The organism is Mesorhizobium sp. M0077 (genome assembly GCF_040322955.1).
Lineage (GTDB): Bacteria > Pseudomonadota > Alphaproteobacteria > Rhizobiales > Rhizobiaceae > Mesorhizobium.
Genome location: NZ_JAMYUL010000014.1, coordinates 138,952 through 162,345 on the forward strand (window position 1 = coordinate 138,952; position 23,394 = coordinate 162,345).

16 protein-coding genes are annotated in these 23,394 nt (G+C 63.5%); 12 read left to right on the plus strand and 4 right to left on the minus strand.

Annotated elements, in window-relative coordinates; all coding sequences use genetic code 11:
• The first annotated feature begins 9 nt into the window (after window positions 1–9).
• A complete protein-coding gene (gene cysQ / locus NKJ57_RS24520) occupies window positions 10–798 on the plus strand; it encodes a 3'(2'),5'-bisphosphate nucleotidase CysQ (RefSeq protein WP_352459697.1) in 789 nt (262 codons plus the stop codon).
• A gap of 1 nt (window position 799) precedes the next feature.
• On the opposite strand, the gene NKJ57_RS24525 is transcribed toward cysQ, so the two are convergent.
• From NKJ57_RS24525 to NKJ57_RS24540, 4 genes are all read right to left on the minus strand, one after another.
• Window positions 800–1,942 (minus strand): DegT/DnrJ/EryC1/StrS family aminotransferase, encoded by a 1,143-nt coding sequence (locus tag NKJ57_RS24525; protein WP_352512846.1) that lies wholly within the window; start codon window positions 1,940–1,942, stop codon window positions 800–802.
• Between the two features lie 296 nt (window positions 1,943–2,238).
• Window positions 2,239–3,162, minus strand: coding sequence for a carbohydrate kinase family protein (locus NKJ57_RS24530; protein ID WP_023684582.1), 924 nt, complete (start codon window positions 3,160–3,162; stop codon window positions 2,239–2,241).
• Window positions 3,159–3,605, minus strand: coding sequence for an RbsD/FucU family protein (locus tag NKJ57_RS24535; protein ID WP_023684581.1), 447 nt, complete (start codon window positions 3,603–3,605; stop codon window positions 3,159–3,161). The genes NKJ57_RS24530 and NKJ57_RS24535 overlap by 4 nt, the downstream gene beginning before the upstream one ends.
• Window positions 3,606–4,832, minus strand: a complete 1,227-nt coding sequence (locus NKJ57_RS24540) for an ROK family transcriptional regulator (RefSeq protein ID WP_023702241.1) — start codon at window positions 4,830–4,832, stop codon at window positions 3,606–3,608.
• A gap of 264 nt (window positions 4,833–5,096) precedes the next feature.
• Here NKJ57_RS24540 and NKJ57_RS24545 point away from each other — a divergent pair, with 264 nt between their 5' ends.
• From NKJ57_RS24545 to NKJ57_RS24595, 11 genes are all read left to right on the plus strand, one after another.
• Window positions 5,097–6,074 (plus strand): sugar ABC transporter substrate-binding protein, encoded by a 978-nt coding sequence (locus NKJ57_RS24545; protein WP_081725578.1) that lies wholly within the window; start codon window positions 5,097–5,099, stop codon window positions 6,072–6,074.
• 150 nt (window positions 6,075–6,224) lie between these two features.
• Window positions 6,225–7,286, plus strand: a complete 1,062-nt coding sequence (locus NKJ57_RS24550; RefSeq protein WP_023670725.1) for an ABC transporter permease — start codon at window positions 6,225–6,227, stop codon at window positions 7,284–7,286.
• Entirely contained in the window at window positions 7,283–8,065 is a 783-nt protein-coding gene (locus NKJ57_RS24555; protein WP_023670726.1) for an ATP-binding cassette domain-containing protein, read from the plus strand. The genes NKJ57_RS24550 and NKJ57_RS24555 overlap by 4 nt, the downstream gene beginning before the upstream one ends.
• Before the next feature lie 140 nt (window positions 8,066–8,205).
• Complete coding sequence (locus NKJ57_RS24560) at window positions 8,206–10,668, plus strand: glycogen/starch/alpha-glucan phosphorylase (RefSeq protein WP_023670727.1); 2,463 nt, start codon at window positions 8,206–8,208, stop codon at window positions 10,666–10,668.
• Between the two features lie 70 nt (window positions 10,669–10,738).
• On the plus strand, window positions 10,739–12,952 hold the full coding sequence (gene glgB, locus NKJ57_RS24565; protein ID WP_352512844.1) for a 1,4-alpha-glucan branching protein GlgB: 2,214 nt from the start codon (window positions 10,739–10,741) through the stop codon (window positions 12,950–12,952).
• A gap of 83 nt (window positions 12,953–13,035) precedes the next feature.
• Complete coding sequence (gene glgC, locus NKJ57_RS24570) at window positions 13,036–14,301, plus strand: glucose-1-phosphate adenylyltransferase (RefSeq protein ID WP_023670729.1); 1,266 nt, start codon at window positions 13,036–13,038, stop codon at window positions 14,299–14,301.
• A 19-nt stretch (window positions 14,302–14,320) separates the two neighbouring features.
• On the plus strand, window positions 14,321–15,766 hold the full coding sequence (glgA, locus tag NKJ57_RS24575; protein WP_023670730.1) for a glycogen synthase GlgA: 1,446 nt from the start codon (window positions 14,321–14,323) through the stop codon (window positions 15,764–15,766).
• A gap of 3 nt (window positions 15,767–15,769) precedes the next feature.
• Window positions 15,770–17,398 (plus strand): alpha-D-glucose phosphate-specific phosphoglucomutase, encoded by a 1,629-nt coding sequence (locus tag NKJ57_RS24580; protein WP_352512842.1) that lies wholly within the window; start codon window positions 15,770–15,772, stop codon window positions 17,396–17,398.
• Between the two features lie 157 nt (window positions 17,399–17,555).
• Window positions 17,556–19,556 carry a glycogen debranching protein GlgX gene (glgX, locus tag NKJ57_RS24585; protein ID WP_352512840.1) on the plus strand — a complete coding sequence of 667 codons (2,001 nt, stop codon included), beginning with the start codon at window positions 17,556–17,558 and terminating at the stop codon, window positions 19,554–19,556.
• Window positions 19,556–21,205 carry a beta-galactosidase BglA gene (gene bglA / locus NKJ57_RS24590; protein ID WP_352512839.1) on the plus strand — a complete coding sequence of 550 codons (1,650 nt, stop codon included), beginning with the start codon at window positions 19,556–19,558 and terminating at the stop codon, window positions 21,203–21,205. Before glgX ends, bglA begins: the two co-directional genes overlap by 1 nt.
• A 449-nt stretch (window positions 21,206–21,654) precedes the next feature.
• A complete protein-coding gene (locus NKJ57_RS24595) occupies window positions 21,655–23,247 on the plus strand; it encodes a peptide ABC transporter substrate-binding protein (RefSeq protein WP_023715691.1) in 1,593 nt (530 codons plus the stop codon).
• The last annotated feature ends 147 nt before the right edge of the window (window positions 23,248–23,394 follow it).

The following is a 23,394-nucleotide window of genomic DNA, read 5'->3' on the forward strand; positions in this document are numbered from 1 at the left end:
GACGAAGTGATGCTCGACGTGTTCGAGCGCCTGGCGCTCGAAGCCGGACGCGAGGTGATGCGGGTCTTCAAGGCCGGCTGCGCGGTCGACAGCAAGTCGGACTCCTCGCCGGTCACGGAAGCCGACCGCGAGAGCGAGACGATCATCCTCGCCGGCCTGCGTGCGGCCTATCCCGATGTTCCCTGCGTGGCCGAGGAAGAGGTCGCCGAAGGCATTGTGCCGCCCGATCTGGATGGCGCCTTCTTCCTGATCGATCCGCTCGATGGAACGAAGGAATTCGTCAACCGCCGGACCGATTTCACCGTCAACATCGCGCTTGTCCGGCACGGCGTGCCGGAGATCGGCGTCGTCTTCGCACCGTGCAGCGGGCGGTTCTTCTCTGGACGGCCGGGCTGGGCCGAAGCAATCGAGGTCGATGGCGACTTCCGTATCGTCGGCCGCCGGCGGATTTCGGTCAGGAGGGCGGTCACGCCGCTGGCGGTCGTTGCCAGCCGCTCGCACAACACCCCGGAGACCGAAGCCTTCATCAAGGATCTCGGCGCCGCCGAGATCGTCTCGGTCGGCTCATCGCTGAAATTCTGCCTGCTCGCCGCAGCCGAAGCCGACATCTATCCGCGCTTCGGCCGCACCATGGAATGGGACACGGCGGCCGGCGACGCCGTACTGCGCGCCGCCGGCGGCATGACGCGCACGCTGGACGGCGAGCCGCTCACCTATGGCAAGCGCAAACAGAGCGACGACGAGGATTTCGCCAACCCGCATTTTATTGCGAGCGGGAAGGCGGCGGACGCGGCGTAACTTACGCCGCCGCTACATGCGCCGAGTTCGAGCCAATGTAGTTGCGGATCGTCTCGATGATGCGGTCCTGGTCGGCTTCGCTGAGATAGGGATGCATCGGCAGGCACAGGATGCGCTTCGGCAGTTCCTCCGAAACCGCAAGCCCGGTCGGCGTGCGCGGATAGTCGCGATAGGCGACCTGCTCGTGCAGCGGCTTCACATAATAGATCACCGAAGGGATGCCCTTTTCGCCGAGATGCGCCCTCAACCCTTCGCGCTTCGGCGTCTCGATGGCGTATTGCGCCCAGGCCGAGCGGCCACCGCCCAGATTGCGTGACGCCTTGACGATGTCGCCGAGACCTTCGGCGTAGCGCTTGGCCACCACCTGGCGGGCGACCATCTCGTCTTCGAGGATGGCGAGTTTCTCGATCAGGATCGCCGCCTGGATCGTGTCGAGGCGTGAATTGATGCCGACGCGGACATTGTCATACTGCGTCTCGCCCTTACCGTGGAACGCAAACGAGCGCAGCTGGTCGGCCAGCGCGTCGTCATTGGTGAACATCGCGCCGCCATCGCCGTAGCAGCCCAGCGGCTTGGCCGGATAAAAGCTGGTCGAGCCGACATGGCCGAAGGCGCCGCACATTGTGCCGTCGGCCGAACCGCCGATCGACTGCGCCGCATCCTCGATCACCAGCAGCCCTTCGCGCCTGGCAATCGCCATGATCGCCTCGTAGTTGGCGGCAAGCCCAAATAAGTCGACGGGAATGATCGCCTTCGGCTTCAGCCGGCCTTCCTTCTTGATCATGGCGATCGCCGCCTCGAGGCTGGCTATGTCGATGTTATAGGTCTCGGCCTCGACATCGACGAACACTGGTTCGGCCTTGGCAAGCGCCACCACTTCCGCCGTCGCGGCAAAGGTGAAGCTCGGCACGAACACCGCGTCGCCGGGGCCGATACCGGCGGCAAACAGCGGCAACAGCAGCGCGTCGGTGCCGTTGGCGCAGGCCACGACATGCTTGGTGCCGATATAGGCTGCGAGCTTGTTTTCGAATTCGGTGACTTGCGGTCCGAGGATATAGCGGCCTTCCTCGACGACATTGTCGATCGCGGCCTTCAGCCGGTCGCGGATACGTTCGCGCTGCGCGCCAAGATCGATGAACTGCATGTCGGCCTCAAAACGGTGTGGTGCGGGCTGCCCCGGGGACAATGACACGCACAGAAACAACAACTTAACCGGGCCGCTGGTACCAGAGTTGGGCCGGTCTAGAAAGCCGGACCGGCCGCGGGACGGGTTGTCTAGGTGTCGCAGCCTGTTACTTCAGGCTTTCCCTGCATTGCCGCAAGATGCCGGAAATCCGGGCTTCGCCGCCTATTAATCCGGCTGATCAGTCCGTCTTTCCGGCTCGCGGAAACATAAAGTGATCGGCTGCTTGCAGCGGCTGGCGGCGGACTAAGCGTGGATCAGGCGATTTCGTGCCGCCAGGGCGGGTTGGCGCCGGCCCGCGACACGGTCACCGCCGCCGCTTTGGCGCCGAGCGCCAGCGCCTGACGGATGGCGTCCTCCGAAAGGCCGCCGATCCCGGCCTTGGTGAGCAGGCCTTGCTCGTGCAGCGAGGCCAGAATGCCGGCATTGAAAGTGTCGCCGGCGCCGACCGTGTCGACCACCTCCACCTTATGCGGCATCACCGTGACCTTGTGTTCCCTGCTGTAGCCGACGGCACCTTCGCTGCCGTGGGTAACGACGATCAGCTTCGGGCCGCGATCCAGCCAGTTGCGGATGACGTCCTCATGCGAGCCGGCCTCGCCGAACCAGTGCAGATCCTCATCCGATAGCTTCACGATGTCGGCCATCGCCATCATCGAGCGGATGCGCCGGAGGTGCTTGGCTTTGTCGGGGATGAAGTTCGGCCGGATGTTGGGGTCGAGCATCATTACGCGGCGTTCGTGCTCGCGTTTCATGAATTCTTCGTAGGCAGCACCCGCCGGGTCCGAAATCAGGCTGATGGCGCCAAACAGCATGGCTTCGATCTCGGCGCCCAGTTTCGGCAGATCCTCTGTCGTCAGCATGCGCCCGGCGGTGTTTTCGTCGTAGAAAGTGTAGGTCGCCTGGCCGTTGGTGAGCCGCACGAAGGCGAGCGTGGTCGGGCGAGGGGAGGTGTGCGCATAGGTGGAGCTGACCTTGCTTGCGCCGAGCGCCTCGCGGAACTGGCCGCCGAACAGATCCGACGACAGGCCGGAAAAGAAGCCGGCGGGCGCGCCGAGGCGGCCAAGCGCGATCGCCGTGTTGAACACCGCGCCGCCGACATAGGGCGCAAAGGCCGGCTCGCCCTGTGTCGTGGTGCGCGGCAGCATGTCGATCAGGGCTTCGCCGCAGCAGAGGATCATGATTTCTTGTTCTCCGGCGGATAGATCACGCCCTTGCGGATGATGATGTTGGCGTAGAGCCGGGGTTCGCTGGTCCCGACGATCGCATATGCCGACCGGACGCGTGCATAGAAGTCGGCGCCCGCCAGCGCAACCACCTTGCGGCCCGGCGCGCGCCTGGTGCAGATCGTTTCGATTTCATGGTGGACCGGATCGGCGACCGAGGGATCGCCTTTTACCGAGGCACGAAACAGCGCTTCCGGCACGAAGTCGTCCACCGGCAGCACGCTCAAAATGGCGTCAAGCACCGGTATGAGGTGAAGACCGTCGGCGCGGATCAGCCGGTTTGCCTGTTCTTCCGCCGGATAGTTGCCGTCGACGAGCGCGATCTCGTCGCCATGGCCCATGGCGCGCAATGTCGCCAGAAGCTCCGGACCGAGCAGCGACGGAATACCGATCAGCATTCAGATGCTCCTGGAAATCGTGGTCGAACCGATGAGGAAGCGTTCGGACAGCGGCAGGCTGGCGCCGCCCAGCGCGCGGGCATGGATGCCGACGGTGCCTTCGCGCACCACCGGAAGCTTCAGCCCTTCGCCATCGATCGTACCGATCGCCTGCCTGATCGCATCGACGAGCCGGCGCCGGACAGCGAGCGGCATCCAGCCGTCGATCACCGCGGCCTCGAAATCGATCACCGAGGACGCCGATACGATGGCATAGGCCAGCGCCTGAGCGGCATTGGCGATCCAGTCGTCGAGCTCGTGACCGATCTCGCCCCAATCCTCAGGCGACGTCCACAGATGCGAAGCCTCGACGCCGCGTGCGTTAAGCGCCTTTTCCAGCATGGCGATCGAGGCGACGTCGATGAGCTGCGTCGGCTTGCCGTCCGGCCCCGGCACCGGCATCGAACCCAGCGCCCCGGCATTTCCGGTTGGCCCGCCGAACAGCCGGCCGTTGAGCACGATGCCGCCGCCGGCAAAGGCGCCGATATAGAAATAGACGAAGTCGCGCGCCCCGCCGGTCTGGCCGAACACCAGTTCGGCGCCGCAGGCGGAGGTGGCGTCATTCTGCAGATAGACCGGGAATTCGCACTGCGCCTGGATGTCGGCACGGATGTCGCGATGGCGCCATTCGTCCATGATGTCGCGCGGCGCGCCGGCGGTGTCGGCCCAGTTCCACAGTTCGAACGGCATGGCGATGCCGAGCCCGGCAATGCGCTTGTCCTGCGCAGGTGTCAGTTCGGCGCGCATCGTCTTCATGCCTTCGGTGACGAACTCAACCGTCTCGCGCGGCGCCGGATAGCGGTAGGAGTGCTGCAGCATGGAACGCACAGTTCCGAGGAAATCGATCAGCACCAGTTCGGCGCTGCGGCGGCCGATCTTGAGGCCGATGAAGAAGGCGCCTTCGGGGTTCAGCGCCATCGGGATGGAGGGCTGGCCGATCTTGCCGCGCAACGGCGCCTGGCGCAGCAGCAGGCTGTCTTCCTCCAGTTCGCGCATGATGACCGAGACGGTCTGCGCTGAAAGCCCGGTCATGCGCGCAATGTCTGATTTGGCCAAGCTGCCGTGCTGGCGAACCAACGACAGCACCAGCCGCTCATTGTGGTCGCGCATGCCGCTCTGGTTGGTGCCACGGTGGAGACGGCTGGCGGCCGCCTCGGGCGAACCGTGCCTCGCAATGCCGGTCTCCACCCTTGTTCCTTCCCTTGGTTTATTCTTACTGCTTTTGCGGCAGAATGAGTGAACCGCGCAAAGCTGTCAATAATAAATAAGAGTGATTTAATTATTGACAGGCGGCTCCCGCTGGTGTCATTTGAGGGCGCGTCCACACTGGGAGAACTTCAGTGGATGCGCTCAAGATGCCGGTTGGCGGCATCCGCATGGTTCCATGGGAGGAAGATCGTGACCAAAGCTTTATTGAAGTCCACCGTGTTCGCCGCGGCGGGCCTCGGCCTGATGGCGTTTGCTTCGACAGCATCGGCCGCCGGCGTCGGCGCCTGCCTGATCACCAAGACCGACACCAACCCCTTCTTCGTCAAGATGAAGGAGGGCGCGACCGCCAAGGCCAAGGAACTTGGCGTCGACCTCAAGACCTATGCCGGCAAGATCGACGGCGACAGCGAGAGCCAGGTGGCGGCGATCGAAAGCTGCATCGCCGACGGCGCCAAGGGCATCCTGATCACCGCGTCCGACACCAAGGGCATCGTGCCGACGGTGAAGAAGGCGCGTGACGCCGGCCTGCTGGTGATCGCGCTCGATACCCCGCTGGACCCGATCGATGCCGCCGACGCGACCTTCGCGACGGACAATCTGGAAGCCGGCAAGCTGATCGGCGCCTGGGCAGCCGCGACCCTCGGCGACAAGGCCAAGGACGCCAAGATCGGTTTCCTCGACCTGACCCCCTCACAGCCGACCGTGGATGTGCTGCGCGACCAGGGCTTCATGATGGGCTTCGGCATCGACGTGAAGGATCCCAACAAGATCGGCGATGAGGACGATGCCCGCATCGTCGGCCACGACGTCACCAACGGCAATGAAGAAGGCGGCCGCAAGGCGATGGAAAACCTTCTGCAGAAGGACAACTCCATCACCGTCATCCACACCATCAACGAGCCCGCCGCTGTCGGCGCCTACCAGGCGCTCAAGGCGGTCGGTCTCGAAAGCCAGGTGCTGATCGTCTCGGTCGATGGCGGCTGCCCCGGCGTGAAGTCGGTGACCGAAGGCGTCATTGGCGCCACCTCGCAGCAATACCCGCTGCAGATGGCGGCACTCGGCATCGAGGCGATCGCCGCCTTCGCCAAGGACGGCGCCAAGCCGAAGCCGACCGAAGGCAAGAACTTCTTCGACACCGGCGTCAACCTCGTCACCGACAAGCCGGCCAATGGCGTGAAGTCGATCGACACCAAGGAAGGCCTCGCCAAGTGCTGGGGCTGATGGCTGCCTGACAGCCAGCGGCAAGCTGACGGCCGGGGGCTTGATCCCCGGCCGCTTCGGGTGGACGATGCGTCACGCGAATAATCCCGGCAGCAGACCGGACAGGCGCGAGCGGGTATCGGCATGGAGCTGAAGCCCAGGGGAGGAAACATGGCTCAAGCACAGGAATTCGAGAAGGTTCTCTCGAGCAGCGACACAAGCGTTGCCGCCTTTGACGAGCACAAATCGGCCGTCAAGCGGATCCAGCATTTCCTGCACTCCACGCCGGCGGCGGTGCCGCTGATTGTGCTGGTCTTGTCGATCGTCATTTTCGGCATCGCCATTGGCGGGCGTTTCTTCTCATCCTATACGCTGACGCTGATCCTGCAGCAGATCGCCATCGTCGGCATCCTCGGTGCCGCGCAGACACTGGTCATCCTGACCGCCGGCATCGACCTGTCGATCGGCGTGATCATGGTGATTTCGGCCGTGATCATGGGCAATTGCGCGGTCAGCTACGGCATGCCGGCCGTGCTCGCAGTGCCCATCGGGCTTGCCGCCGGCGCAGCCTGCGGCCTGCTCAACGGCTTGCTGGTCGCCTACATGAAGCTGCCGCCGTTCATCGTCACGCTCGGCACCTGGAACATCGTCATGGCGACGAACTTCATCTATTCGGCCAATGAGACGATCCGCGATACCGACGTCGACGCCCAGGCGCCGCTGCTGCATCTCTTTGCCCTGAGTTTCAAGATCGGCACGGCGGTGCTGACACTGGGCGTCATCGCCACGGTCGTGCTCGTTTTGATCCTCTGGTACGTGCTCAATCACACCGCCTGGGGCCGCCATGTCTACGCCGTTGGCGATGATCAGGAGGCGGCGAAGCTGTCTGGCATCCAGACCAAGAAGGTGTTGATGACGGTCTACACCCTTGCCGGGTTGATCGCCGCTTTCGCTGCCTGGGTGTCCATCGGCCGCAACGGCTCGATCTCGCCGTCAGCCGCCGTCACCGACTACAACCTGCAGGCGATAACCGCGACGGTGATCGGCGGCATTTCACTGTTCGGCGGGCGCGGCTCAATTCTGGGCACGCTTTTCGGCGCGATGATCGTCGGCGTCGTCTCGATGGGCCTCAACATGCTGGGCGCCGATCCGCAATGGAAGGTGCTGCTCACCGGTGTGCTGATCATCGGCGCCGTGGCGATCGACCAATGGATCAGAAAGGTTTCGGCATGACCGTGGAACCCATCCTCACCGCGCGCGGCCTGATCAAGCGCTATGGCCGTGTCACCGCCCTCGACAATGCCGACTTCGACCTCTACCCCGGCGAAATCCTGGCCGTCATCGGAGACAATGGCGCCGGCAAATCATCGCTGATCAAGGCGATTTCCGGCGCCGCCGTGCCCGACGAAGGCGAGATCCGTCTTGAAGGCAAGGCTGTCGCTTTCAAATCGCCCATGGAGGCGCGCGAGGCGGGCATCGAGACGGTCTACCAAAACCTGGCTTTGTCGCCGGCCCTGTCGATCGCCGACAACATGTTCCTGGGCCGCGAGATCCGCAAACCCGGCTTCCTCGGCGACTGGCTTCGTATGCTCGACCGGCCCGCAATGGAAAAGCGCGCCCGCGACAAGCTCACCGAGCTTGGGCTGATGACCATCCAGAACATCAGCCAGGCGGTGGAAACGCTGTCGGGCGGCCAGCGCCAGGGCGTGGCGGTGGCGCGCGCCGCTGCTTTCGGCAGCCGCGTGGTGATCATGGACGAGCCGACCGCCGCACTCGGCGTCAAGGAGAGCCGCCGCGTGCTGGAACTGATCCTCGACGTCAAGAAACGAGGCCTGCCGATCGTGCTGATCTCGCACAATATGCCGCATGTCTTCGAGGTTGCCGACCGCATCCATATCCATCGGCTGGGTCGCCGCCTCTGCGTCATCGATCCCAAGCAATATACCATGTCCGACGCCGTCGCCTTCATGACGGGAGCGAAGGTTCCGCCGGAGGCTGCACTCGCTGCCTGATCCGCTCGACGGATAAATTGCCGCAGGGGAACTGGCGGCATGCTGGTCTAAATCGATTGAACGTATGTTGCGATGCACTAGGATAGGCTGGGACTGAGAGCGAAAGCCGGTATGATCGCAGCACGATCACGAGAGGCAGTATGACGCGAACAATGACAGCCAAAGCCCCCGATCTCGAAATACCCGATCCCAAGACGCTGGCCGACGAAGTCTTGCTGGCTCTCAAATACCGGGTCGGCAAAGGCACCTCCGTTGCCACGCAATATGATTGGCTGACAGCCTCGATCAAGGTCGTGCGCGACCGCATCGTCGATCACTGGATGCAGGCGACGCAGGAGGCCTACGCCCAGCAGGAAAAGCGCGTCTATTACCTGTCGCTCGAATTCCTCATCGGCCGGCTGATGCGCGATGCCTTCTCCAATCTCGGCCTGATGGACAATATGCGAGAAGCGCTCAAGTCGCTGGGCGTCGACCTCGACCTCATCGCCGGGCTCGAACCGGATGCAGCGCTCGGCAATGGCGGTCTCGGCCGGCTCGCCGCCTGCTTCATGGAAAGCATGGCGACCGTCGACATTCCCGCGCATGGCTACGGCATTCGCTACGCCAACGGCATGTTCCGCCAGGAGATCCATGACGGCTGGCAGGTCGAACTGCCCGAAACCTGGCTCGACCACGGCAACCCCTGGGAGTTCGAGCGCCGCGAACGCGCCTTCGAAGTCGGCTTCGGCGGCTCGGTGGAATCGATCACCTCCAAGGATGGCCGGCTCGAACGTCACGTCTGGAAGCCGACCGAGCATGTCCAGGCCGTCGCCTACGACACCCCGGTGGTTGGCTGGCGGGCCAACCGCGTCAACACGCTGCGGCTTTGGTCCGGCATGCCGGTCGATCCGATCCTGCTCGACAAGTTCAACGCCGGCGACCACATCGGCGCGCTGGCCGAAAGCAACAAGGCCGATGCCTTGTCGCGCGTGCTTTACCCCGCCGATTCCCACAAGGCCGGCCAGGAACTGCGGCTGCGGCAGGAATATTTCTTCTCCACCGCATCGCTGCAGGACATCGTCCAGCGCCATCTCAGCCAGTATGGCGATCTCGCCTCGCTGCCCGACAAGGCGGCGATCCATCTCAATGACACCCATCCGGCGATCGCCGTGCCAGAGCTGATGCGCCTGCTGATGGACGTCCATGGCATGGATTTCGACCAGGCCTGGGACATCACCAAGCGCACCTTCGGCTACACCAACCACACGCTGCTGCCAGAAGCGCTGGAAAGCTGGCCGGTGCCGCTGTTCGAACGGCTTTTGCCGCGCCACATGCAGATCGTCTACGCCATCAATGCGCAGGTTTTGCTTGAGGCCCGCGCCACCAACCAGTTTTCCAATGAGCAGATCAGCCGCATCTCGCTGATCCAGGAAAATGGCGACCGCCGCGTGCGCATGGGTAACCTGGCCTTTGTCGGCTCGCACTCGATCAATGGCGTGTCGGCGTTGCACACCGAACTGATGAAGGAGACGGTGTTTGCCGATCTCCACAAGCTCTATCCCGATCGCATCAACAACAAGACCAACGGCATCACGCCACGGCGCTGGCTGATCCAGTGCAATCCAGGCCTCACCGCGCTCGCCCGCGCGGCGATCGGGGACCGTTTCCTCGACGACATCGACGCCATCAAGGGGCTCGAAGCCTTTGCCGGTGACGCCGCCTTCCGCGACAAGTTCGCCGCCGTCAAGCGCTCCAACAAGATCAAGCTCGCCAATCTGGTCGCCGACCGGCTCGGCATCAAGCTCGACCCGTCGGCGCTGTTCGACATCCAGGTCAAGCGCATCCACGAATACAAGCGCCAGCTGCTCAACATCCTGGAAGCGATCGCGCTCTACGATCAGATCCGCTCGCATCCCGAGCAGGACTGGATGCCGCGCGTCAAATTCTTCGGCGGCAAGGCGGCGCCCAGCTACCACAATGCCAAGCTGATCATCAAACTGGCCAACGACGTCGCCAAGGTCATCAACAGCGACCCGTCGGTACGCGGGCTGCTGAAAGTGGTGTTCGTGCCGAACTACAATGTCAGCCTGGCCGAGGTGATGATGCCGGCCGCCGACCTGTCCGAGCAGATTTCGACTGCCGGCATGGAGGCGTCGGGCACCGGCAACATGAAGTTCGCGCTGAACGGCGCCTTGACCATCGGTACGCTCGACGGCGCCAATGTCGAGATCAAGGAATGCGTTGGCGACGACAACATCTTCATCTTCGGCCTGAGCACGGCGGAAGTCGCCGAGCGGCGCAGCAATGGCTACAACCCGCGCGCCGTGATCGAGGGCTCCCCTGAATTGGCGCAGGCTGTCGCCGCGGTATCGTCGGGCGTGTTCTCGCCCGACCAGCCGGATCGCTACCGCGAGCTGGTCGACGGTCTCTACAACAGCGACTGGTTCATGGTGGCGGCGGATTTCGACGCCTATGCCGCCGCCCAGCGCGATGTCGACGCCGTCTGGCGCAACAGCCCCGATTGGTACGCGCGCGCTATCCGCAACGTTGCCCGGGTCGGCTGGTTCTCTTCCGATCGCACGATCCGCCAATATGCGAAAGAAATCTGGAACGTGCCCGCCTGATATGATTGCATGAGGCCACGACAATGGGTCTTGTGCACAAGAACTGGTTCCCAGGGAGGGACGCCGCCTGATGAAGAAACCGCGCGCGACCTCGACGACGAGCGGGTCGGACGGGCTGGCGTCAGCCGGCGATGTCGCCGCAATTGTTGCAGGCACGCATGGCGATCCTTTTGCAATCCTGGGCGTGCATGATGCCGGCAAGAGCCTGGTTGCCCGCTGCTTCGTCCCCAATGCCGAGTTCGTCACCGCATACACGCTGGCCGGCAAGAACGCCGGCGAACTCACGCGGCGCGACGGCGCCGGTTTCTTCGAAGGCAGACTGTCGATCAAGAAGCGTCAGCCGCTGCGCTATCACGCCAAAAATGCCGGCGGCGACTGGTGGCTGACCGATCCCTATTCCTTCGGCCCGGTGCTCGGCCCGATGGACGACTACTATATCGCGCAAGGGTCGCACCTCAGGCTGTTCGACAAGCTCGGCGCCCATCTCCTCGACCATGAAGGCGCGTCGGGCGTCCATTTCGCCGTCTGGGCGCCCAATGCAAGGCGCGTCTCCGTGGTCGGCGACTTCAACGAATGGGACGGCCGCCGCCATACGATGCGCGACCGCCGCGACACCGGCATCTGGGAGCTGTTCATTCCCGATATCGGCGCCGGCCACCCCTACAAATACGAGATCATTGCCCCCGACGGCGTGCGCCTGCCGCTCAAGGCCGATCCGTTCGCCTTCAAGTCTGAACTGCGCCCGGCCACAGCATCCGTGACGGCGGTGCCGCCGGCGCATGAATGGGGCGACGAGGCGCATCGCAATTACTGGCGAAAGGCCGATCCGCGGCGCGAAGCCATATCGATCTACGAGGTCCATGCCGGTTCGTGGCAGCAGCACGATGATGGCAGCTTCCTGTCATGGGACGAACTCGCCAACCAGCTCATCCCCTATGCTGTCGAGACCGGCTTCACCCACATCGAGTTCCTGCCGATCTCCGAACATCCCTATGACCCGTCATGGGGTTATCAGACAACCGGACTTTATGCCCCCTCGGCGCGCTTCGGCGACCCCGACGGCTTCGCCCGTTTCGTCGACGGTGCGCACCGCGCCGGCGTCGGCGTCATCCTCGACTGGGTGCCGGCGCATTTCCCGGTCGACGCGCATGGCCTGGCCAATTTCGACGGCACAGCACTTTATGAGCATGCCGACCCGCGCAAGGGTTTTCATCCCGACTGGAACACCGCGATCTACAATTTCGGCCGCCGCGAGGTGGTGTCGTTCCTGGTCAACAATGCGCTGTTCTGGGCCGAGAAATACCATGTCGACGGTTTGCGCGTCGATGCGGTGGCCTCGATGCTCTACCTCGATTATTCGCGCAAGGCCGGCGAGTGGATCCCCAACGAGAAGGGCGGCCGCGAAAACCTCGAAGCCGTGTCCTTCCTGCAGAAGATGAACAAGGAGGTCTACGGCCACCATCCCGGCGTGATGACCATCGCCGAGGAATCGACCTCATGGCCGAAGGTCTCGGCGCCGGTGCATGAAGGCGGGCTGGGCTTCGGCTTCAAATGGAACATGGGCTTTATGCATGACACGCTGGAGTATTTCGCCAAGGAGCCGATCTTCCGCAAACATCACCACAACGACCTGACCTTCGGCCTGACCTACGCCTTTTCCGAGAATTTCGTGCTGCCGCTGTCCCATGACGAGGTCGTGCACGGCAAGGGCACGCTGCTCGGCAAGATGGCCGGCGACGACTGGCAGAAGTTCGCGACTTTGCGCGCCTTTTACGCCTTCATGTGGGGGTATCCCGGCAAGAAGCTGTTGTTCATGGGCCAGGAATTCGCCCAGCGCCGCGAGTGGAGCGAGGCGCGCGCGCTCGACTGGAACCTGCTCGACTTCCACCCGCATCGCGGCGTCTGGCAGACGGTGCGCGACCTCAACTATCTCTATCGCTCGCGCCCGGCGCTGCATGCACGCGACTGCGAGCCGGACGGCTTCTCCTGGCTGATCGTCGACGACAAGGAAAACTCGGTCTTCGCCTGGCTGCGCAGCGCGCCCGGCGGCAACCCGATCGCCGTCATTTCCAACTTCACGCCAGTGCCGCGCGACAATTATCGCGTGCCATTGCCCAAGGTCGGCAAATGGCGCGAAATCATCAACACCGACGCTTCGGACTACGGTGGTTCGGGCAAGGGCAATGGCGGTGTGGTCGAAGCCAGGGCGGAAGGAGGAGGCATTTCGGCAACGATGCTTTTGCCGCCGCTGTCGACGATCATGCTTGAACTCGTTGCGGACTAGGTCCGTCAACTCGTTTCGGATTAGGTCCGTCGACTCGTTGCGGACCGGGCGATGCTCCAGACTGGTAATTTGGGAGGGTAAAAATGGCAGACTTGAAGAGAACCCAGCCGCTGGCGCGCGATGCCATGGCCTATGTGCTGGCCGGCGGCCGCGGCAGCCGGCTCAAGGAATTGACCGACCGCAGGGCCAAGCCGGCCGTCTATTTCGGCGGCAAGACGCGCATCATCGATTTCGCGCTGTCCAATGCGCTGAATTCCGGCATCCGCCGCCTCGGTGTCGCCACCCAGTACAAGGCGCATTCGCTGATCCGCCACCTGCAGCGCGGCTGGAACTTCCTGCGGCCGGAGCGAAACGAAAGCTTCGACATCCTGCCGGCCAGCCAGCGTGTCTCGGAAACGCAGTGGTATGAAGGCACCGCCGACGCCGTCTACCAGAACATCGATATTATCGAAGCCTATGGCCCCGAATACATGGTCATCCTCGCCGGCGACCACATCTACAAGATGGACTACGAGCTGATGCTGCGTCAGCACGTCGACGCCAATGCCGACGTCACCGTCGGTTGCCTCGAAGTGCCGCGCATGGAAGCGACCGGCTTCGGTGTCATGCATGTCGACGGCAAGGACAACATCATCGCGTTCGTCGAAAAGCCCGCCGACCCGCCCGGCATTCCCGACAAGCCGGAATTCGCGCTGGCCTCCATGGGCATTTATGTCTTCAAGACCAAGTTCCTGATGGAACAACTGCGCCGCGATGCCGCCGAGCCGGGTTCGAGCCGCGACTTCGGCAAGGACATCATCCCCTACATCGTCCAGCACGGTAAGGCGATCGCGCATCGCTTCGCCAAGTCCTGCGTGCGCTCGACGGCCGAGAACGAAGCCTATTGGCGCGATGTCGGCACGGTCGACGCCTACTGGGAAGCCAATATCGACCTGACCGACATCACTCCCGAACTCGACCTCTACGACCGCGACTGGCCGATCTGGACCTATGCCGAATTGAAGCCGCCGGCAAAGTTCGTGCATGACGAGGATGGCCGGCGCGGTTCGGCCGTCTCCTCGCTGGTCTCAGGCGACTGCATCGTCTCGGGTGCTTCGCTGAAGCGCAGCTTGATCTTCACCGGGGCGCGCATCAACTCCTATTCGACGCTGGAAGAGGTCGTCATGCTGCCCGACGTTCATGTCGGCCGGAACGCAAAGTTGAAGCGCGTCGTCATCGACCACGGTGTAAGGATACCGGAGGGGCTGGTGGTTGGCGAAGACCCTGTTCTCGACGCCAAGCGTTTCCGGGTCTCGGAAAAGGGCATCTGCCTGGTCACGCAGGACATGATCGACAAGCTGAAGCTGTAAGACGGGATACCATAAACGCATGCAGGTTCTGTCGGTCACGCCCGAGATATTCCCGCTGATCAAGACCGGCGGACTTGCCGATGTGACCGGTGCATTGCCGATCGCGCTGGCCGCCAAGGGCGTGACCATGCGCACGCTCATCCCCGGCTTTCCCCAGGTGATGGACGCCTTCAAGAAAAAGAAGGCTGTCTACCAATACCCGCTGCTGCAGGGCGGCAAGGCTTCGGTCCATGCCGTCAAGATCGCCGGGCTCGACCTGTTCGTGCTCGACGCGCCGCATCTCTACGACCGTCCCGGCGGCCCTTACGGCAATGCGGCCGGCGCCGATTGGCCCGACAATTGGCGGCGCTTCGCAGCGTTGAGCCAGGTCGGCGGCGATATCGCCGGCGGCGCCATCTCCGGCTACCAGCCCGACCTGGTGCACGCCCATGACTGGCAGTCGGCGATGACGCTGGCTTACATGCGCTACGGCAAGGCGGTCGGCGTACCGTCGCTGATCACCGTTCACAACCTTGCCTTCCAGGGTCAGTTCGGCGCCGGCATTTTTGGCGAGCTCGGCTTGCCGGCCGCGGCGATGGCGCTTGACGGCGTCGAATATTATGGCGGCGTCGGCTTCCTCAAGGCCGGCCTGCAGGCGGCCTGGGCGATCACCACGGTGAGCCCCACCTATGCCCAAGAAATCCGCTCGCCGGAATTCGGCATGGGCCTCGACGGCCTCATCAACATGCGCTCTTCCGACCTCTACGGCATCGTCAACGGCATCGACACCGACATCTGGAACCCGGAGACCGACAAGCATCTGGTGTCGGCCTACTCCGCCGCGACGCTGAAGGCTCGCCTTCCCAACCGGGCGGTTGTCGAGGACCGCTTCAGCCTCGAGCGCGACGACAGTCCGATCGTCTGCGTCGTCAGCCGGCTGACCTGGCAGAAGGGCATGGACATACTGGCGGCTGTGGTCGATGGCGTCGTCGCCACCGGCGCGCGGCTGGCGATCCTTGGCTCAGGCGACGCCGGCCTGGAAGGCGCGCTGCTGGCTGCCACCGCCCGCCATCGCGGCCGTGTCGGCGTCGTCGTCGGCTATGACGAGGGGCTTTCCCACGCCATGCAGGGCGGCTGCGACGCCATCGTCATCCCGTCGCGCTTCGAGCCTTGCGGGCTGACCCAGCTTTACGGCCTGCGCTATGGCTGCGTGCCGGTCGTCGCCCGCACCGGCGGCCTTGCCGACACCATCATCGACGCCAATGAAGCAGCGATCTCGGCCGGTGTCGCCACCGGCTTCCAGTTCGCGCCCAACAATGGCGGCGCCATGCTGCACGCCATCCGCCGGCTGGTCGATGCGCATTCGAGCCCGGCCGTCTGGGAACAGATCCAGCGCCAGGGTATGAAGGCCGATGTCTCCTGGGACAAGAGCGCCGACAAATACGTTGAACTCTACCGCCTGCTGCTTTCGAAAAGGGTTGCCTGAAGCATGATCCGCACCGTCGCCACCAAACCCTATCTCGACCAGAAACCCGGCACGTCCGGCCTGCGCAAGAAGGTGCCTGTCTTTCAGCAGGAGCACTATGCCGAGAACTTCATCCAGTCGATCTTCGACGCGCTGGAGGGCTTTGAGGGCAAGACGCTGGTGATCGGCGGCGACGGCCGCTTCTACAACCGCGAGGTCATCCAGAAGGCCATCGCCATGGCGGCGGCCAACGGCTTCGGCAAGGTGATGGTCGGGCAGGGCGGCATATTGTCGACGCCGGCGGCGTCGCATGTCATCCGCAAATACAAGACCTTCGGCGGCATCATCCTGTCGGCCAGTCACAATCCGGGCGGCCCGCACGAGGATTTCGGCATCAAGTACAATGCCGGCAATGGCGGCCCGGCGCCGGAAAAGCTGACCGACGCGATCTTCGAAAAGACCAAGACGATTTCGAGCTTCAAGACCGCCGACATCGACCAGATCGACATCGACAAGATCGGCACGGTGACCGCCGGCGGCATGGCGGTCGAGATTATCGACCCGGTCACCGACTATGCCGAATTGATGGAGAGCCTGTTCGACTTCGACGCCATCCGCGCCAATTTCAAATACGGCTTCCGCATGCGCTTCGACGCCATGCATGCGGTCACCGGCCCGTATGCCAAGGAAATTCTCGAGCGCCGGCTCGGCGCGGAGAATGGCACCTGCCGCAACTACAAGCCGCTGCCGGATTTTGGCGGCCATCACCCGGATCCGAACCTGGTCCACGCCAAGCATCTCTATGACGAGATGATGGGACCGGATGCGCCCGATTTCGGGGCGGCTTCCGACGGCGACGGTGACCGCAATCTCATCATCGGCAAGGGCATTTTCGTCACCCCGTCGGATTCGGTGGCCATGCTTGCCGCCAATGCGCAGTTGGCGCCCGGCTACAAGGACGGCCTCAAAGGCATCGCCCGCTCGATGCCGACCAGCGGCGCGGCCGACCGCGTCGCCGAAAAGCTCGGCATCGGCATCTACGAAACGCCGACCGGTTGGAAGTTCTTCGGCAATCTGCTCGATGCCGGCATGGCAACGATCTGCGGCGAGGAAAGCGCCGGCACGGGCTCGAACCATGTCCGTGAAAAGGACGGGCTGTGGGCGGTGCTGTTGTGGCTGAACATCCTGGCCGTGCGCGGCGAAAGCTGCAAGGACGTCGTGACCGAACATTGGGCGACCTACGGCCGCAATTACTATTCACGTCATGACTATGAGGAGGTCGAAACCGAGCGCGCCAACGCCTTGGTCGACGAGTTGCGCGCCAAGCTCGCTTCGCTGCCCGGTACCAGCGTGCGCGGACTGAAGATCGCCAATGCTGACGACTTCGCCTATCACGATCCCGTCGACGGTTCGGTGAGCAAGAACCAGGGCATCCGCATCCTGTTCGAAGGCGGCTCGCGTGTCGTGTTTCGTTTGTCCGGCACCGGCACGTCGGGTGCTACGCTGCGCGTCTACATCGAGCGCTACGAGCCGGACAGAGCGCGGCATGATCTCGACACGCAAGAGGCGCTCGCTGACCTGATCGCGGCTGCCGATGATATCGCCGGGATCAAGAGCCACACCGGGCGCAACAAGCCGAGCGTGATTACTTGAGGGTGGTGACGTCTTTACCCTCCCCCTTGTGGGGAGGGTCGATCCGCGCAGCGGATCGGGTTGGGGGTGCTCGTAAAGCGCTTTCCCCGCGCCGACCCCCACCCCGCTCACTTCGTTCGCGACCCTCCCCACAAGGGGGAGAGTGGAGGATGCGCCGATGACCCAGCTCGGCGCAACCGTCACTCCCGAAGGCATCCGCTTCGCCGCCTGGTCGTCATCCGCGCGGCGCCTGTGGGTGTCGATCTTCGACGACACCGGCGCCCGTGAAATCGACCGGCTCGAACTTCAGCCGGAAAGCGAGGGCGTCCATGCGCTGTTCGTCGCCGGCCTTGCCGCGGGTACGCGCTACGGCTTTCGCGCCGACGGCGAATATGCGCCGGAGCGCGGGCTGTGGTTCGATCCCGACAAGCTGCTCACTGATCCCTACGCCGTCGAGATAGACCGGCCCTACCAGCATCATTGGCGGCTTGCCGCCCGGCGCAACGAAGGCGCCGACACCGCGCCACTGATGCCGAAGACCATCGCGCGGGCTCAACCGAAGCCGCTGCCGGCCAAGCCGCCTTTGTTCCAGCCAGGCGGCCTGATCTACGAACTGAACGTCCGCTCCTTCACCAGGCTGCATCCGGACGTGCCCGAAGCGCAGCGCGGCACCATTGCAGCCCTTGCCCATCCGGCTATCGTCGAACATCTCAAGAAGATCGGCGTCTCCGCCGTTGAGCTGATGCCCGTGACGGCATGGGTCGATGAGCGCCATTTGCCGCCGCTGGGCCTCAGCAATGCCTGGGGCTACAACCCAGTCACCTTCATGGCGCTCGACCCGCGCCTGGCGCCCGGCGGCCTCGCCGAGTTGCGCGATACTGTGGGGGTGCTGCGCAGGGTTGGCATTGGCACCATCCTCGATCTCGTCTTCAATCATACCGGCGAAAGCGACCGGCTCGGGCCGACGCTGTCGCTGCGCGGCCTCGACAATCAAGCTTACTACCGCAGCGAGCCGGACGGCAGGTTGGCCAACGATACCGGCACCGGCAATACCATTGCCTGCGACCATCCGGTCGTTCGCGACATGGTACTCGACACGCTGCGCCATTTCGTCCGCCATGCCGGCGTCGACGGTTTCCGCTTCGACCTGACGCCGGTCCTCGGCCGCGTCGCTGGCGTATTCGATCCGGCGGCCCCGTTGCTCGAGACCATCGCTGGCGATCCTCTGCTTGCCGATAGGGTGCTGATCGCCGAGCCGTGGGACATCGGCCCGAATGGCTATCAGCTCGGCAATTTCCGGCCGCCTTACCTCGAATGGAACGACCGCTACCGCGACGACGTCAGGCGCTTCTGGCGCGGCGATGCCGGCGCGGTCGGTGCGCTGGCGACAAGGCTCGCCGGCTCCTCCGATGTGTTCGGCAGGGAGGGCCAATCCGCCAGCCGCACGGTCAACTTCATCGCCGCACACGATGGCATGACGCTGGCCGATATCGTCGCCTATGAAGCCAAACACAACCAGGCCAATGGCGAGAAGAACCGCGACGGCCACAATGAGAACCTGTCCTGGAACAACGGCGTCGAGGGCGAAACCTCGGACAAGGCGATTGCCGAGGCCCGTTCCCATGATCGCTTCGCGCTGCTCGCCACTCTGTTTGCCTCGCGCGGCACCATCATGCTGACGGCGGGCGATGAATTCGGCCGCACGCAAGGGGGCAACAACAACGCCTATGCGCAGGACAACGCCATCACCTGGCTCGACTGGGCCGGGCGCGACGTCGGGCTGGAAGCCCATGTGTCCGCGCTCGCAGCTCTGCGCGGCGCGGTGCCGGCGCTTTCCGATACGCGCTTCCTGACCGGAGAGCCGCCGGACGGTTCTGATGTGCCCGACGTCGCCTGGCTGACCGAGACCGGCGCGCCGCTCGGCGAAGCCGACTGGAACGATGGCTCGCGCCATCGCCTCGTCATGCTGCTCGGCGATGGCGGGGAAGGCCGCCTGGCTGTGATCGTCAATGGCGATCGCCGCCAATGCGTCTTCACGCTGCCCGCGCGGCAAGGGTTTGAATGGCAGCCGGCTGTTGAAGCGCAAGCGGTCGACCTCGCGTGGCCGCTGCCCGGCCGCAGTGTCAGTTTCATGATCGAGCGCCGGACCGCAAAGGCCCGCGCCAGGAAGGGTCCGTGATGGCCGACGACAATGCCCAGCCGGGACCCGAACAGAGCGCCGACTGGTGGCGCGGCTGCGTCATCTACCAGATCTATCCTCGCTCCTTCCAGGACACCACCGGCGACGGCAGCGGCGACCTCTCAGGCATCACCTCACGGCTGGCGCACGTCGCCTCGCTCGGCGTCGACGCCGTCTGGCTGTCGCCCTTCTTCAAATCGCCAATGGCCGATATGGGCTACGACGTCTCCGACTATCAGGCGGTCGATCCGATGTTCGGCACGCTCGACGACTTTGACGCGCTGGTTGCCGAGGCGCACAGGCTCGGCCTGAAGGTGATCATCGATCAGGTGTTGTCGCACTCCTCCGACAAGCACGAATGGTTTGTAGAGAGCCGTGCCAGCAAGGATAATCCCAAGGCTGACTGGTATGTCTGGGCCGACACCAGGCCGGACGGCAACGCGCCCAACAACTGGCTGTCGGTCTTCGGCGGCCCGGCCTGGGAGTGGGACGCGACCCGCCGGCAATACTACATGCACAATTTCCTCGCCTCGCAGCCGGACCTCAACTTCCACAATCCTGAGGTTAAAGACGCGTTGTTGCAGACGGTGCGGTTCTGGCTCGAGCGCGGCGTCGACGGCTTCCGCCTGGATACGGTCAACTACTATGTCCATGACCGCTGGCTGCGCAGCAACCCGCCGCTGGCGTCGAGCGTCGCCGGCACCAACGGCGAAACCAACACCTATCTCTTCCAGGAGCACCTGTTCGACAAGACGCAACCGGAAAACCTCGATTTCCTCAGGCGCTTCCGCGCTTTGCTCGACGAATATGACGGCCGCGCCAGTGTCGGCGAGGTCGGCGACGAAGGCCGCTCGCTGCAGACGCTGGCCGCCTACACATCCGGCGGCGACAAGCTCAACATGTGCTACACTTTCGACCTGCTCGGCCCGCAATTCTCAGCCGCCCATGTGCGCGGCTGCGTCGAGGCCTTCGAGGCAGCTGTCGCCGACGGCTGGGTCTGCTGGGCGTTCTCCAACCACGATGTCGTGCGCCATGTCAGCCGCTGGACGCGGCCGGGCGGCGATCCAGATGCGGTGGCGACATTCGCTATCGCTTTGCTCTCCTGCCTGCGGGGCTCGATCTGTCTCTACCAAGGCGAAGAGCTTGGGCTGGAGGAGGCGGAACTGACCTTCGAGGATCTGCGCGATCCCGTCGGCATCCGTTTCTGGCCGGGGGTCAAAGGCAGGGACGGCTGCCGCACACCGATGGTCTGGGAGGCGGGCGCCGACAATGCCGGTTTTTCCTCGGGAAAACCCTGGCTGCCGGTGCCGGAAAGCCACCGCGCTCGGGCGGCCGATATCCAGAACGCCGACGACAAGTCCGTGCTCGCCGGCTACCGGACGATGCTCGCCTTGCGCAAGGCGCATCTGGCGCTGGTCAAGGGCCCGATCCGCTTTCTCGATACCGACGGCGATGTCCTTGCCTTCATCCGGCAGGGCGAGGACGAGATATTGCTCTGCGTCTTCAATTTCGCCGACAAGCCGGCCGACTGGCGGCTGCCGCCGGATCTCCAGCTTGTCGAGGCGATCGCTCTGGGTGGCGGTGCCGTCCTGCAGGAGGAGGGGCTGTTGCTGCCGGCCCTGGGCTGGTTTGTCGGCAAGGTAGGCTGATCTTTCAGGGACGCCGTCCGGCTTCAAAAAAGATCGTGTCCGCATGCAACCGTGCCGAGTGATCCGCGCAACGTCACCGGCGCCACGTTTTCCATTTTCGGGCTTCTTAGGTACTTTCGTTGAGCTTGGCCACGAACTGCATTCCTGGAATGTTTCCAGATGGTTGCGCTAATGACAACTGCTGAGGGCAAAACCCAAAGTTACAGGACAACCACAAGCTGCACCCAACTGGATCTTGTAATATAGATTAGCTATGGCTGGTTTAAGGTGAGGATGCTCACTTAGCGTCAAGCAAGACTCGGTTGAAATAATATTTCCGTCTGTCTAGTCTCCTGCCACCAGCTGCCGGAACGGGAACCGGCGGCGCGCTCGAAGGGGCCAGAAATCGGTTCCGGGGCGTCAACACTCGTAAGGCGCAGCCGATGGGCAGCGCCACAGGGAGAGACTTCATGCTGAAAAATATGCTGAAGGCGACGCTTGTCGCCGCGACCATGACCTTTGCCGCAGGCACGTTCCTGACGCCGGCCCTTGCCGAGACCGTCTATAACAGAGGCAGCGCCGCCGAAGCGGAGACGGTCGATCCGCACAAGACCTCGACCGTCTACGAAGCCGATATCATACGCGACCTGTTCCAGGGACTGGTCATGCACGATCAGAAGACGAACCTCATCCCGGGCGCCGCCGAAAGCTGGACGGTATCGGATGACGGCACCGTCTACACCTTCAAGCTGCGCAAGGACGGCTTGTGGTCGGATGGCAGCCCGGTGACGGCGGACGACTTCGTCTATTCCTTCCGTAGGCTGGAGGATCCGGCGACCGCCGCTGAATACGCTTCCATGCTCTATCCCGTGAAGAACGCCGAGGAAGTCAACACCAAGAAAGGCAAGCCCGAGGACATGGGCGTCAAGGCGATCGACGCCAACACCCTGGAAGTGACGCTGAAGGCGCCGACGCCATACTTCCTGGAGATGCTGACGCACCAAGCTACCTATCCGGTCAACAAGGCGTCGATCGACAAGCTCGGCGCCGACTGGATCAAGGCGGGCAATCTCGTTTCGAACGGCGCCTATACATTGGCCGAGTGGATTCCCAACGACCACATGAAGCTGGTCAAGAATCCGAAATTCTGGGATGCCGCGACCGTCAAGATGGACGTCGTCAACTACATCCCGACCGAAGACCGCTCTTCGGCGATGAAGCGCTTCGAGGCAGGCGAACTCGACAGCTACGGCGACCTGCCGACCGAACAGCTCGCTGACCTCAAGACCAAGTTCGGCGATCAGGTCCGCGTCGGACCGTATCTCGGCACCTATTATTACGCGATCAAGACCGACAAGGCGCCCTGGGACAATGTCGAGCTGCGCAACGCCATCTCGATGGCGATCGACCGCGACTTCCTGGCCGAAAAGGTCTGGCAGAATTCCATGCTGCCCGGCTATTCGATGGTGCCTCCGGGCATCGCCGGCTACACGCCGGCAATGGCCAAATACGCCGACATGCCGCAGATCGACCGCGAGGACGCCGCCAAGAAGATCCTTGAGAAACTCGGCTATACGCCCGAGCATCCGCTGAAGATGGAGATCCGCTACAACACCTCGGAAAACCACAAGAACACCGCGGTTGCCATCCAGGAACAGTTGAAGCCGCTTGGCGTCGAGATCACGCTGCTCAACACCGATACCAAGACCCACTATTCCTTCCTCGAGCAAAAGGGCAACTACGACGTGGCGCGTGCCGCCTGGATCGCCGACTACAAGGATCCCGAGACCTTCCTCGGCATCACCCGCAAGGCCAGCGGCAACAACTATTCGAGCTACGTCAGCCCGGCATATGAGGCGGCCATGGACAAGGCCGCGGCTGCCGGCGGCAAGCCGGAAGAGCGCATGAAGGACCTCACCGAGGCCGAGCGCATCCTTGTCGATGACGTTGGCAACATTCCGCTTCTCTACTACAGCTTCCACGATATCGTTTCCTCGAAGCTGCATGGCTTCGATGACAATGTGATGGACATCCATCCGTCCCGCTTCGTCTCCAAGGACTGATAATCATCCTTGACTGGACCGCCCCCCCCCCAACGGGGGCGGGGGGCTGGGGGGGGATACCACCCGTGCCGAAGTAGGGGGGGAGTTTAGGCCAGGCCCGGGGGCAAGATTTGCGCCGGGGCGGGGGCAAGCGGACGCAAGGCCGGT